The 12623-nt window shown below is 69.4% G+C and carries 11 protein-coding genes; 6 read left to right on the top strand and 5 right to left on the bottom strand.

Annotated features, from left to right (window positions below):
- Positions 1–20: 20 nt before the first annotated feature.
- On the bottom strand, positions 21–1112 hold the full coding sequence (locus J2X20_RS17265; protein WP_310267089.1) for an alkene reductase: 1092 nt from the start codon (positions 1110–1112) through the stop codon (positions 21–23).
- Positions 1113–1223: 111 nt separating this feature from the next.
- On the opposite strand from J2X20_RS17265, the gene J2X20_RS17260 reads away from it, so the two are divergent.
- The 5 genes from J2X20_RS17260 (at position 1224) to J2X20_RS17240 (ending at position 8550) form a co-directional block, all read left to right on the top strand.
- Positions 1224–2150 (top strand): LysR family transcriptional regulator, encoded by a 927-nt coding sequence (locus J2X20_RS17260; protein ID WP_310267087.1) that lies wholly within the window; start codon positions 1224–1226, stop codon positions 2148–2150.
- 8 nt (positions 2151–2158) lie between these two features.
- Positions 2159–4135, top strand: a complete 1977-nt coding sequence (locus J2X20_RS17255; protein WP_310267085.1) for a peptidase U32 family protein — start codon at positions 2159–2161, stop codon at positions 4133–4135.
- Between the two features lie 97 nt (positions 4136–4232).
- Complete coding sequence (locus J2X20_RS17250) at positions 4233–7058, top strand: xanthine dehydrogenase family protein molybdopterin-binding subunit (RefSeq protein WP_310267082.1); 2826 nt, start codon at positions 4233–4235, stop codon at positions 7056–7058.
- On the top strand, positions 7055–7582 hold the full coding sequence (locus J2X20_RS17245) for a (2Fe-2S)-binding protein (RefSeq protein WP_310267080.1): 528 nt from the start codon (positions 7055–7057) through the stop codon (positions 7580–7582). The genes J2X20_RS17250 and J2X20_RS17245 overlap by 4 nt, the downstream gene beginning before the upstream one ends.
- On the top strand, positions 7579–8550 hold the full coding sequence (locus tag J2X20_RS17240) for a hypothetical protein (protein WP_310267079.1): 972 nt from the start codon (positions 7579–7581) through the stop codon (positions 8548–8550). Before J2X20_RS17245 ends, J2X20_RS17240 begins: the two co-directional genes overlap by 4 nt.
- Positions 8551–8560: 10 nt before the next feature.
- On the opposite strand, the gene J2X20_RS17235 is transcribed toward J2X20_RS17240, so the two are convergent.
- From J2X20_RS17235 to J2X20_RS17225, 3 genes are all read right to left on the bottom strand, one after another.
- Positions 8561–9241 (bottom strand): class I SAM-dependent methyltransferase, encoded by a 681-nt coding sequence (locus J2X20_RS17235; protein ID WP_310267077.1) that lies wholly within the window; start codon positions 9239–9241, stop codon positions 8561–8563.
- Positions 9242–9369: 128 nt separating this feature from the next.
- Positions 9370–10035, bottom strand: coding sequence for a glutathione S-transferase family protein (locus J2X20_RS17230; RefSeq protein ID WP_310267075.1), 666 nt, complete (start codon positions 10033–10035; stop codon positions 9370–9372).
- A gap of 20 nt (positions 10036–10055) precedes the next feature.
- Entirely contained in the window at positions 10056–10514 is a 459-nt protein-coding gene (locus J2X20_RS17225) for a hypothetical protein (RefSeq protein WP_310267073.1), read from the bottom strand.
- A gap of 76 nt (positions 10515–10590) precedes the next feature.
- Between J2X20_RS17225 and J2X20_RS17220 the strand changes: the two genes are divergently transcribed.
- Entirely contained in the window at positions 10591–11226 is a 636-nt protein-coding gene (locus tag J2X20_RS17220) for a hypothetical protein (protein ID WP_310267072.1), read from the top strand.
- On the opposite strand, the gene J2X20_RS17215 is transcribed toward J2X20_RS17220, so the two are convergent.
- Entirely contained in the window at positions 11171–12586 is a 1416-nt protein-coding gene (locus J2X20_RS17215) for a peptide MFS transporter (protein WP_310267070.1), read from the bottom strand. The two genes, J2X20_RS17220 and J2X20_RS17215, sit on opposite strands and share 56 nt — an antisense overlap.
- Positions 12587–12623 lie beyond the last annotated feature (37 nt).

Here is a 12623-nt window from a genome sequence, read left to right as displayed (position 1 = left end):
GAGGGGAATGCAAGGCCGGCTCAGGCGGCCTGGGGCTGGGTGAAGTCGGTATAGCCGTCGGCGCCGCCGCCGAAGTAGCTCGACTGGGGGGCGTCGAACAGTGGCCGGTTGTGCCGCAGGCGCGCCACCAGGTCGGGGTTGCCGATGAAGGCGCGGCCGAAGGCGACCAGGTCGGCGCGGCCCTGGGCGGTGGCGTCCAGCGCGGTCTGCCGTTCGTAGCCGTTGTTGGCGATGTAGGCGCCGGCAAAGGCCGCCCGCAGTGCGCGGATGTCGAAGGCGTCGGCGCCGTTGCCGCCATGCATCTGGCCTTCCATCACATGCAGATAGGCGACGCCCATCGCGCTGAGCTTGGCCACGAGGTAGCCGTGGGTCTGCATCGGCGTGCTGTCCAGCGGGGTGTCGCCGATGGCGGTGGACAGCGGCGACAGGCGCACGCCGACGCGATCGGCGCCCCAGACGCCGGCCACCGCCGCGACGACCTCGAGGGTGAGGCGGGCGCGGTTCTCGATGGAGCCGCCGTAGGCATCGGTGCGCTGGTTGGTGCTGTCGCGCAGGAACTGCTCCAGCAAGTAGCCGTTGGCGGCGTGGACCTCCACGCCGTCGAAGCCGGCCGCCTGGGCACGCAGCGCGGCTTGGCGGTAGTCCTCGATCAGCGCGGGGATCTCGTCGGTGCGCAGGGCGCGCGGCATCGACGGCGGCTCGAAGCCCTGTTCGGTGAACACGCTGCCGCCGGCGGGGATGGCCGAGGGCGCCACGGGCGCGGCGCCGCCCTCCTGCAGGCCCACATGCGACATGCGGCCCACATGCCAGAGCTGCAGCACGATCTTGCCGCCGGCGGCGTGCACGGCGTCGGTGACCGGGCGCCAGGCCGCGACGTGGGCGTCGGTGTAGATGCCCGGCGTGTAGGCATAGCCGCGGCCCTGGCGGGAGATGTTGGTGGCCTCGGCGATCAGCAGGCCGGCCGAGGCGCGCTGGGCGTAGTAGGTGGCGGCCAGCGGCGTCTGCACGCCGTCCATGCCGGCACGCGAGCGGGTCAGCGGGGCCATCGCGATGCGGTTCTTCACTTCGATGGCGCCCAGACGGGTGGGGGTGAACAGGGTGGGGGTGGTCATGGCGGTCTCCAGATCAGGGGTTGCTGAGGGATGACCGAAGAATGGATGCGGCGCAGCAATTCATCCAATTTATCTATTGAATTCCAGATATTCGCCAATCAACATATCTGCATGCGTTACGACCTCAATTTGCTGCCCGTCTTCATGGCCCTGATGCAGGAGCGCAGCGTGACCCGCGCCGCCGCCCGGCTCAACATCACGCAGCCGGCCCTGTCCAACGCCCTCACGCGGCTGCGCGCCCTGCTGCTGGACCCGCTCTTCATCCGCGAGCGCTACGGCATGCAACCCACGCCCAAGGCGCAGGAGCTCGCGCCCGTCATCGCCGCGGCGTTGGCGTCGCTGGACGGCGTCATCCTCGGCCAGCAGGCCTTCGACCCGGCGCGCGCCGAGCTGCTGCTCACCATCGCGCCCAACAGCTACGTGGAGTTCGTGCTGGTGCCGGCCATCGTCGCGCGGCTGCGCGAGCGGGCGCCCGGCATCAAGCTGCGGCTCACGCCCTACGGCAGCGACCTGGCCGACACCGGCGTCATCTCCGGCACGACGGCCCTCGTGCTCGGCCGCATCGTGGACCCGCCCGACAACCTCGTCGTGCAGCACCTCATCGACGACGGCCTGGATTGCATCGTGCGCGCCGACCACCCGACGGTGGGCGAGCGCCTGACCCGCGCCCGATACGAGAGCCTCAAGCACGTCAACATGCTGCCGCCGGGGCGGCTGCGCGTGGGCCTGTTCCAGGCGCTGGAGCGCCAGGGCCTGAAGCGCGATGTGGCGGTGTCGGTCACGCACTTCCTGGCCATCCCGGAGATGGTGGCCGTGACCGACTACTGCGCCACGCTGCCACGCCTGATCTGCCGCCACCTGGCCCAGGACCGGCGGCTCAAGGTGCTGCCCGCGCCGGTGGACCTGGGCAGTTTCCCGGTCCACATGGCCTGGCATGTGCGCTACCGCGACGACCCGGCGCACCGCTGGCTGCGGGCGCTGGTGGACGAGGTCGCCAAGGAAGTGGCCGCAGGCCCGGCATTGCCGGCGGCTTCCTAAAATCCGGCATGGCCGCCGCACCCACGACCCGCCTCGAACTGCTCGCCCCCGCCCGCGATGCCGACATCGGCATCGAGGCCATCAACCATGGCTCCGACGCCGTCTACATCGGTGGCCCGGGCTTCGGCGCGCGCGACAAGGCGCCCAACGAGATCGGCGACATCGCGCGCCTGGTCAGGCATGCCCACCGCTTCAACGCGCGCATCTTCGTCACGATGAACACCATCCTGCGCGACGACGAGCTGGAGGGCGCGCGCCAGCAGGCCTGGCAGCTCTACGACGCGGGAGTGGATGCGCTGATCGTGCAGGACATGGGCCTGCTGGAGCTGGACCTGCCGCCAATACAGTTGCATGCCAGCACCCAGACCGACATCCGCACCCCCGAGAAGGCGCGCTTCCTGCAGGACGTCGGCTTCTCCCAAATGGTGCTGGCGCGCGAGCTGGACCTGAAACAGATCATCGCCATCCGCGAGCAGGTGCAGCAGGCGACGCTGGAGTTCTTCGTGCACGGCGCCCTGTGCGTGGCCTACAGCGGCCAATGCTTCATCAGCCACGCCCACACCGGGCGCAGCGCCAACCGCGGCAGCTGCAGCCAGGAGTGCCGCCTGCCCTACACGGTGACCGACTCGCAGGGCCGCGTCGTCGCCCACGACAAGCATGTGCTGAGCCTGAAGGACAACGACCAGAGCGCCAACCTCGAGGCGCTGATCGACGCCGGCATCCGCAGCTTCAAGATCGAAGGCCGCTACAAGGACATGGCCACCGTCAAGAACGTGACGGCCCATTACCGCTCGCTGCTGGATGCGTTGATGGACAAGCGCCCCGAGTTGGCTGCGACGGGCCATGGGCGCTGCACGTTCACCTTCACGCCCGAGCCCGAACAGGCCTTCAACCGTGGCGGCACCGACTACTTCGTCAATGGCCGCAAGATCGACATCGGCGCCTTTGACAGCCCCAAGCACGCCGGCCTGCCGCTGGGCGACATCGTGCGCGTCGGCGCCGAAGACTTCGACATCGACACGGGCGATGCGCTCAAGGTCGTCAACAACGGTGACGCCCTGACCTGGTGGGACCGCCAGGGCGAGCTGCAGGGTGTGCCGGTCAATGTGGCGACGCCGCTGGGCGGAACGCGCTGGCGCATCGAGCCGAATCTGTCCAAGGGCCAGGCCTTCAGCGACCTGAAGGATCTCTTCCCCGGCACGGCGGTCAACCGCAACCGCGACATGGCCTGGGAGCGCTTGCTGGCCAAGCCCAGCAGCGAGCGCCGCATTGCCGTGGACATCACGCTGGCCCAGGTCAACGACGGCTTCGAGCTCAGCCTGAAGGACGAGACCGGCGCCAAGGCCAGCGTGAAGCTGCCGCATGCCCACGAACCGGCGCGCGACGCAGGCCAAGCGCGGGACCAGCTGCAGGAAGGCCTGGCCAAGCTAGGCGACACGATCTTCGAAGCCCGCCGGGTGCGTCTGGCGATGCGCGGCGAGGCCCTCTTCCTGCCCGCCAGCAAGCTCAATGCCTTGCGGCGCGACGGCATTGCGGCGCTTGAAGCCGCTCGTGAAGATGCATTCCAGCGCCTGCCGCGCGCCCGGCCCGTCGAGCCGCCCGTGCCCTATCCCGAAGACACGCTGAGCTATCTCGCCAATGTCTACAACGGCCGCGCCGCCGCCTTCTACGCCCGCCACGGCGTCAAGGTCGTCGGTGCCGCCTACGAGAGCCACGAGGAGCTGGGCGAGGTGCCGCTGATGATCACCAAGCACTGCGTGCGCTGGTCGCTGAGCCTCTGCCCCAAGCAGGCCAAGGGCGTGACAGGCGTGCAGGGCACGGTGCGTGCCGAGCCGCTGACGCTCACCCATGGCGAGGACAGGCTGACGCTGCGCTTTGACTGCAAGCCCTGCGAGATGCATGTCGTCGGCGCGATGCGCAAGAACGTGCTCAAGCAGCTCAAGGCCGAGCCCATGACCTTCTACCGCAGCCGCCCGGCGCTGTGACCCGGCAGATCTCCCGGGTCAAATCCGGTCAGATCCTCTCGCTACCGCGTCGTCGCGGTGACACACTCGCCCTCCATCGCATGGGAGGGAGACAGGCGTGTCGCAGAACACAAACGGGCCATTCCAACTGACGCGGCGCCGCGTCATCGGTTCCGGCGCGGCGGCGGTGACGCTGCTGGTGCACGAGCTGGCCCTGGCCCGGCCGGCCATCGTGAAGAACCCCGGCGCACGGCCCCAGCCCGAGGGCACGCCCGTGCAGCCTCACACGCCGCCCGGCGCACCCGACTGGTCCGGCGGCCCCGGCAAGGCGCGGTTTCGCATCGATGGCCTGGCCAAGGTCACGGGCCAGAAGATCTATGCGCGCGATTTCCGCGCCGTCGACATGCCCGGCTGGCCCCGCAGCAGCCCCGAGCGCATGGCCATGATCCTGCGCGCCACCCAGCCCGGCCTGACCTTCACCGGCCTGGACCTGCAGCGCCTGGCGGGCGTGGATGCCGTGCCGCTGCTGACCATCACGCAGACCGCCCTCGCCGGCTACCCCTGGCCGCAACGCGACCTGGCCTCGCTCAACCTCAGCCTGCCCTTCTCCAGCGCCGGCGCCGACGGCGTCTACCAGCTGCTGGTGCCGGTCGGCACGGCGCCGCAGTTCTATGGCCAGCCGGTGGCCATCCTGGTCTTTGCCGACGCCAACGCCTGCCGCCGCGCCAAGCGTGCCTTGCAGTTCCAGCCCGGCGTCGTGCAGGCCAGCGGCCTGCCACCGCCGCCGCCCCAGCCCTGGGTGTTGGCCTACAGCCCGTTCAACTACCTGACGCGTTATGAGGCCCCGGGCCTGGAGCCCTTCTCCCAGGTGCAGGTCGGCTATGCCTCCGACCCCTACCAGCCCGACTCGTCCAGCCAGCCCTACAACAGCACCGCCCGCCGGCTGCGCGGCCGCATCGACAACGCCCTGCAGGCGCCCAGCCCCCATGTGCTGCAGCTCGGCGGCAGCTATTCGACGCAGGTGCTGGACCCGATGTTCATGGAGCCCGAGGCCGGCCTGGCCTGGCTGGACCGTTCCGGCAACGGCACGCTGAACCTCGTGCTCGGTACCCAGGCCACCAACGGCGACTCGGGTGACAGCCTGGCCCTGTTCAGCAAGGATTGCCCCATCAAGGTCGCCACCGTGGTGCTGAACTCCTGCTACCCCGGCGGCGGCTTCGGCGGGCGCGACGTTTCCACCTTCCCGCCGCTGCTGGCCGTCACGGCGGCCCTGGCCGACGGCCCGGTGCGCATCGCCCAGGACCGCTACGAGCAATTCCAGGGCGGCCTCAAGCAGCTGGCCAGCAAGATCAGTCAGCGCATCGCGGTGGACGCCAAGACCGGCAAGTTCCTCGCCTTTGGCAGCCAGCAGGTGCTGCCTTCCGGCGGCCAGAACAACTACAGCCAGTTCGTCGCCATGCTGGCGGCCTATTGCGGCTTGAGCGGCTACGACATCAAGCAGGCCTATGTCGACGCCATCGCCCAGCCCAGCACCGGCGTCGTCGCCGGCTCCATGCGCGGCTTTGGCGGTCCCCAGGCCAGCTTCGCAGTCGAGACCCTGGTGGACGAGGTGGCCGTGGCGCTGAAGCGCGACCCCATCGCGCTGCGCGAGCTCAATGTGCTGCGCGAGGGCGACCGCACCATCACCGGCGCGCCGCTGACGCAGCAGATGCGCCTGCACGAGATCTGCCGCCGCTCGCGCGAGCACGCGCTGTGGCGCGACCGCGAGGCCGTGAAGGCGCGCAAGGCCCGCGAGGGCATCCGCTACGGCGTCGGCTTTGCGCTGGCCAACCAGGCCTATGGCACGGGCAAGGACGGCGTCATGGCCGAGGTCGCCATGGACGCCATCGGGCGGCTGACCGTGCGCACCAACTGCGTCGACATGGGCAATGGCTCGGCGACGACGCTGGCCCTCTCCACGGCTGGCTGGCTGGGCCACAACGCCCACGACATCATCATGGGCGATGTCGGCAGCTTCAATGCGCTGGACGTCAGCACCTATGCCGGCGGCGACTGGAGCCAGCCGAACTGGACCGGGGCCTTCGCGATGTCCAGCAGCGCCTGCCTGACGGCCTTCCATCAGGTCCATGTGACGAGCCAGGCCAGCCAGGTGCTGTTCCAGGCCGGCCTGCTGCCCGCGGCGGCCACGCTGTGGGGCGTGCCTCTGGCCCAGGTGCAGGGCAGGACGAATTGGGACAGGGGTCATCTCACGGCGCCGGGCCTGGCACCGCTGTCGCTGCGGGCGCTGGCGGCGCAGGTCCACAAGGCGGGGCTGACGTCGGCGGCCATGGTCCATGGCGTCTACGAAGGCTCCTGGGTGGCCGGTACCTATGCCGTGCCGGCCGGGCCGCCGCTGCAGTTGCCCATCGACGGGCTGTCGCTGCGGGCCGCCGGCCAGCCGACCTGGACGCCTGTGCTGCGCCAGAACGTCATCCCGCCCAATCCCAAGGCAGCGCTCTACGGCCGCAGCCTGTATGCGCCCTCGGGCGTGCTGGTGGCCGTCGAGATAGCGCCCAGGAGCTATGCGCCGCGCGTCGTCGACGTGCAGTTGCTGGTGGATGCCGGCAAGGTCATCCAGCCTGATCTGCTGATGGGCCAGGCCCAGGGCGGCATCGCGATGGGCATCGGCTATGCACTGCTGGAGGACCTGCCGCTGGAAGCCGGCGGCGCGGGCGACGGGCGCTGGAACCTGGACCGCTATCACGTTGCCCTGAGCGCAGACGTGCCGCTGGCGCGCATGAGCATCACGCCGCTGCCGACGACCGAGACCACCGGCAAGGGCATTGCCGAGGCCGTGCTCTGCCCCATCGCCCCGGCCATCGGCAACGCCATCGCCCATGCGACCGGCCAGCGCTTCCGTTCGCTGCCCATCACCGCTGCAGACATCGAAAAGGCCTTGTCATGAGCGAGCAACTCGTCCCCGTCCAGTTCCATGTCAACGGCCGGCCCGTCAAGGCCGAGGTGCCGACCGACCTGCCCCTGGTCGACTTCCTGCGCGAGGAGCTGGGCCTGTCGGGCACGCGGCTGTGCTGCGGCATCGGCGTCTGCAAGGCCTGCACCGTGGCGGCGCGCCGCGCACCGACCAGCCAGGCGCAGCCCATGCTCGCCTGCTCCACGCCCGTGGCCCTGCTGCAAGGCCAGAGCATCACGACGGTGGAAGGCACCGGCAGCATGGAAAAACCCAGCGCCGTGCAGCAGGCCTTCCTCGATCACTTCGCCTTCCAGTGCGGCTACTGCACGCCGGGCTTCGTCATGGCCACCGAGATGCTGCTGGGGCGGCTGCGCGTGCAGCCCGTCCGGCGCGACCAGCTCGACGCGGCGATCGAAGACGCCGTCGGCCAGCACATCTGCCGCTGCACCGGCTATGCCCGCTATCACCAGGCCATACGCGCCGTCGTGCTGGCGGAGAAAGGCCTGGTGGTCGCATGAGAGCCCTGCTGTTGCTTCTTCTCGCCGGTGCCGCCCAGGCCGAGACGCTGTTCGAGTACGGCCGCCAATGCGCCGAGCAGATCGCCGAGATCCCGGCCTTCAACTGCATGGCTGGCGAGGAGATTCCCATCACCGTCGACGGCAAGCCCGTGCCGACCGACAAGGCGCCGCAGAGCTGCGACCGGCCCTCGCTGCTGCCCCAGGCCGACGCCCAGAGCCAGTGTGTGCCCGGCAGCCGTGCCCTCGTACTGCGCGATGACAAGACGGCCCAGATCAGCGCCATCTGCCGCAAGCAGGTCGCGCGGCCCGCCGGCAGCTGGCTGTTCGACGAGATCAATGTCATCTCGCACAGCTTGAAGGACGGCAAGACCTGTTGGTTCACCGCCAAGGCCAAGGCGCCGCTGAGCGCAGGCGCGGGCATCGACGGTCGCGCCGTGCCCTCGCCCAGCACCTTGAAGCGCCCGGCCGTACCGGCCGACAAGCTCTGGCAGACGCCGCACCAGGTCGCCTGGAGCCAGCCCGCCTGCGTGACCTGCCATGACAGCGGCCCCTTCATGTACAGCCCCTACATCGCGCAGACGACGCAGCTGCCCGGCGACCCGTTCGGCTTCTACGAGCCCAAGGCGATTGGTGAGGATTTCAAGAAGGCCTGGGCCAAGCTGCACGCCTTTGGCATCACGACGCGCGGCAACACCTGCACGGCCTGCCACCGCATGGGCAATATGAACTCCTGCCAGGTCGCGATGAAGCAGTCCACCGGCAATGCGCCTCAGGAAGGCGGCGACGAATGGTCCAAGCGCTTCCCGCAATCGCACTGGATGAGCCCGGGCAATCTGCACAGCCAGACGCAATGGGACGAGCAGTTCAGCGAGAGCTTGAAGAAGCTGGCGGCCTGTTGCGAAAACCCGCAGGGGGCGGGGTGCAGGATCGTGGAGTACGGGCCGAAAGGGGCTTTGCCCAAGCGCTGAGGGCGCGGCGTCAGCAGCGCACGAATCGCATCAGCCGCCCCCGATAGTCCGAACTCCCCACCTCCGCGCTCAGCAAGGCCTCGCTGAACTCGAATCCCAGCGCTGCCATCCGCTTGCCAAAGGCCGCGCGGTTGCCGCGGTTGGGGTCGACGATGAGCAGTTCGCAGCACGGCAGTGCATGCTTGTCGATGAAGGCCGCCAGCGCGCCGCCATCGTCGCGCTCGTAGAGCACATCGCTGCCGATGATGAGGTCAAAGCGTCCCTGCACGCGCGGCGCGCCGCCTTCGGAGGCCACGGCGTCTTCGCTCCAGTCGCCATGGCAGTAGCGCATCGGCGCGAGTTCGTTCAGGCGCAGGTTCTCCAGCAGGAAGGCGCCGGCCAGCGGGTGGATGTCGCTGGCCGTGACCTCGGCGCCGCGGCGGTGGCAGATGAGGCTGGCCAGGGCCAGGCCGCAGCCGATCTCCAGGATGCGTTCGCCCTCGGTCAGGGGCCGGATCGCCATCGCGGCGGCCAGGTGCAGCCCGGAGGGCCAGACCTGACCGAACAGCGGCCATTGCGCGGACGAGATGCCCAGGGCCTCGGCCGCGCCGGCCGGGTCGGCGAACTGCTGGTGGTCCAGCAGCGAGCGGATCTGCAGATCCGCCGCGCCATCAATGGCGAGCGTCTGGACTTTGACTTCATACCCGGGCATGGGCCCTTCCGGTGACCTGCGTGATGGATCGCGATGCGACACGGGGAGGTCAGCGCCGCTGTGGGTCACAGCGGCCGGGCGACAGGCCAGCGGGGCAAGACGGAGAGGCGCCAGTGTAGGCGCCGCGTTCAGCTCATCAGGCTGTAGGGCCCGCCGCGCTCCAGGGCCTTGCGATAGGCCGGCCGCGCGTGGATGCGGGCCAGGAAGTCCTTGAGCTTGGGGTAGCCGTCCATCGAGCCGCGGGCCGAAGCGGCCTCCACGGGGAAGCTCATCTGCACATCGGCCGCCGTGAACTCGACGCCGGCAAACCAGGGCCGCGCGGCCAGCTCGCCCTCCAGGAACTTCAGCTGCGCATCGATATTGGGCTGCACGAAACCGGACAGCACCTTGTCGGCGATGCCCTTGGCAATCGGCTTGACGAAGAAGGGCATGGGCGCGCGCTTGATCTTGCTGAAGACCAGCTTCATGACCAGCGGCGGCATGGCCGAGCCTTCGGCGAAGTGCATGAAGTAGCGGTAGTGCAGCAGGTCCTGCTCGCCGCTGGGCTTGAGCCGGCCCTGGCCATAGCGGTCCACCAGGTACTCCAGGATGGCACCGCTCTCGGCGACCGTCAGGCCGCCATCGGTGATGACGGGCGACTTGCCCAGCGGATGCACCTGGCGCAGCTCGGGCGGCGCCAGCGAGGTCTTGGCGTCGCGCTGGTAATGCTTGATCTCGTAGGGCAGGCCGAGCTCTTCGAGCAGCCACAGCACGCGCTGGGAGCGGGAGTTGTTGAGGTGGTGGACGGTGATCATGCGCCGCAGTGTAGGCAGGGCTAGCGCGGCACTTCAGCGGCAAGGTCTCGCAGCCTCTGCAGCTGCCAGTCGAACTCGGGCTGGAAGGACTCGCGCTGCTGCACGGCGCCATAGCCGCCTTCGCCGTAGACCGTGGCATAGGCTGCGTACTCGGCCGCGCGCAGGGCCTTGCCCGCGAGCGCATTGGCGACGGCGTAGGAGGCCGACACGGCGGCATGGCCGACGCCGTCCAGGGAGCGTGAGCCGGGATGGTGGTTGGCCAGTTGCGCCGCTTCCGCGGCCGCGGCCTCCAGCTCCGCCGGCGTGGCGCGGCCGTCCACGAAGCGCCCCAGTGTGTCGAGGCAGGCCACGACGGCGGCGTCCTCCAGCAGATGCCGCACGCGCTGCACGCAGGCCAGGCCGAAGCGCAGCCGCAGGCCGTCCCGGGCGGGCGTGTCCAGCACAAGTTCACGGGCCAGGCGGTCGAGGGCGTCGTTCATGTCCGCCGAGTTTAGGCAGACGGGATTGCGCCGTGTGGCCGCTGCCGGCTAGGCTGCGGTGGCTCAGGAGACGCGAATGGCTCAATGGCCCACCCTGGAAATCGCCAAGCTCATCGTCGGCGTGCTGACGCCGCTGTCGGTCGCGCTGCTGGGCTGGCTGTTCAGCCGCCAGCTCAAGCGCCTGGACCTCAGCAACTGGACCAACCAGAAGCTCATCGAGAAGCGGCTGGCCATCTATGACGAGATCGCGCCCAGGCTGAACCAGCTGCTGTGCTTCTTCACCTGGGTGGGCTATTGGAAGACCATCTCGCCGGCCGATGCCATCCACGCCAAGCGCGACCTCGACAAGACGCTCAACATCTACCGCCACGTCTTCGAGGCGGAGGTCTACGAGGCCTACCAGGACTACATCCACATCCTGTTCGAGACCTACACGAGCGCCGGCCATGACGCCAAGCTGCGTGCCCTGGTCCGCAGCCCCGACGGCGACCGCCGCACCGATGGCGCCTACGCCTGGAGCGATGCCTGGAACGCCTGTTTCTCGGAGCCCCGCAATGCCGTGGACAAGGGCGAGGTGCGTGCCAGGTACAAGGCGCTGATGGCGGCCCTGACGCGGTCGCTGGGCGTGTCCACGCCCGAGCGTCCCCAGGCGGCCGTCAAGCCCCGGCCGGCGCCTCGTCCGGCGCCAGCAGGCGGCCAAACACCAGCTTGACGATCAGCAGGCCGACGCCCGCCGAGGCCACCAGCACGGCATGCAGGCCCCAGAACTGCGAGCCCGGCATCACTTCGAGCAGGCCGGCCAGCCAGCCGACGAAGGTGTTGCCGAAGAACAGGTGCAGGTAGTACAGGCCGATCATGACGCCCTGCAGGCCAGCCGGCGCGGCGCGCGAGTACAGGGCCAGGCCCACCGGCATGATGTTGGCAAAGCCGATGTCGTTGACCAGGGTGTAGGCGAAGGTCCACAGGATGCTGATCTTGCCGCCGCCGCCCTCGATGGCGAAGGCCGGGATCAGCAGCAGGGCCGGAGCGCCGCAGGCCGCAAAGCAGCCCAGGGCCATCTTGGTGACCTCGTCGGGCTCGCGCCGCCGCGTGGCCCACCAGCGCCAGAAGGCGATCGAGCCCAGCATGGTGAGGAAGCTCACCGTGGCGTCGACGGCCTGCAGCCAGGTCACCGGCACTTCGAAGCCGCCCACATTCATGTCCATGTGCTGCTGTGACCACAGCGGGTAGGCGTTGTTGAACTGCTGGTTGCCGACGATGGACAGCATCAACAGCGGGATCATGCCGATCAGCAGCACGACCTGCATGAGGCCGCGGCGGCTCAGCGGCGGGCGCGCTTCGGCCTTGCCGGCTTTGCGCTCGGGCTCCGGCGGCAGCCAGCGCCGGCCGGCCAGGTAGACGAACAGGCCGATCAGCATGCCCACGCCGGCCGAGCCGAAGCCCCAGTGCCAGCCCACCCGCTCGCCCAGCGTGCCGCAGACGATGGGCGCGGCGATGACGGCGATCTGCACCGCCAGCATGAAGATCTGGAAGGCGCTGGCACGGCGCTTGTCGCCCGGCGCATAGAGGTCGCCCACCTGGGCCGCGATATTGCCCTTGAAGCAGCCCACGCCCAGCAGCAGGCAGGACAGGGCCGGCAGCAGCGCCGTCTCGAAGGCCATCAGGAAGTGGCCGGTGGCCATCAACAGGGCGCCGATGACGACGGTCCTGGTGCGGCCCAGCACGCGGTCGGCCAGCAGGCCGCCGAAGATGGGCGTCAGATAGACCAGGCCCACATAGAGGCCGAACACGGCCGACGCCAGCTGCTGCGGCGAGCGCGGCCCGGTGACGTTCTCGATGGCCGCGCGCAGCGCATCCATGCCGGCCACGTTGCCGATATGGGCCGGCAGGAACAGGTAGTTGCTGAGGTAGAGCACCAGCAGGGCCTGCATGCCGTAGTAGGAGAAGCGCTCCCACAGCTCGCAGAAGGACAGCCAGCCCAGGCCGGCGGGGTGGCCCAGGAAGGACCGGTCGTGGCGGGCGCGTGCGTCGCTTGTGGCGTCGGCGGCCGCGGTCAGGGTGGCGGAGGTCAAGGGGGTGTCCCGGAAAACTGCAAAAACCGAGACTGTC

The sequence above is a fragment of the Roseateles saccharophilus genome (assembly GCF_031458095.1).
In the GTDB taxonomy this organism is placed as follows: Bacteria; Pseudomonadota; Gammaproteobacteria; order Burkholderiales; family Burkholderiaceae_C; genus Pelomonas; species Pelomonas saccharophila_A.
The sequence above is the reverse complement of the archived record's forward strand: the minus strand, read 5'-3'. Positions and strand labels throughout refer to the sequence as shown.

What these genes read in the sequence shown, in the direction of transcription:
- J2X20_RS17265 (WP_310267089.1), bottom strand. Translation starts at nt 1,112, where the DNA reads ATGACCACCCCCACCCTGTTCACCCCCACCCGTCTGGGCGCCATCGAA.
- J2X20_RS17260 (WP_310267087.1), top strand. Translation starts at nt 1,224, where the DNA reads ATGCGTTACGACCTCAATTTGCTGCCCGTCTTCATGGCCCTGATGCAG.
- J2X20_RS17255 (WP_310267085.1), top strand. Translation starts at nt 2,159, where the DNA reads ATGGCCGCCGCACCCACGACCCGCCTCGAACTGCTCGCCCCCGCCCGC.
- J2X20_RS17245 (WP_310267080.1), top strand. Translation starts at nt 7,055, where the DNA reads ATGAGCGAGCAACTCGTCCCCGTCCAGTTCCATGTCAACGGCCGGCCC.
- J2X20_RS17240 (WP_310267079.1), top strand. Translation starts at nt 7,579, where the DNA reads ATGAGAGCCCTGCTGTTGCTTCTTCTCGCCGGTGCCGCCCAGGCCGAG.
- J2X20_RS17235 (WP_310267077.1), bottom strand. Translation starts at nt 9,241, where the DNA reads ATGCCCGGGTATGAAGTCAAAGTCCAGACGCTCGCCATTGATGGCGCG.
- J2X20_RS17230 (WP_310267075.1), bottom strand. Translation starts at nt 10,035, where the DNA reads ATGATCACCGTCCACCACCTCAACAACTCCCGCTCCCAGCGCGTGCTG.
- J2X20_RS17225 (WP_310267073.1), bottom strand. Translation starts at nt 10,514, where the DNA reads ATGAACGACGCCCTCGACCGCCTGGCCCGTGAACTTGTGCTGGACACG.
- J2X20_RS17220 (WP_310267072.1), top strand. Translation starts at nt 10,591, where the DNA reads ATGGCTCAATGGCCCACCCTGGAAATCGCCAAGCTCATCGTCGGCGTG.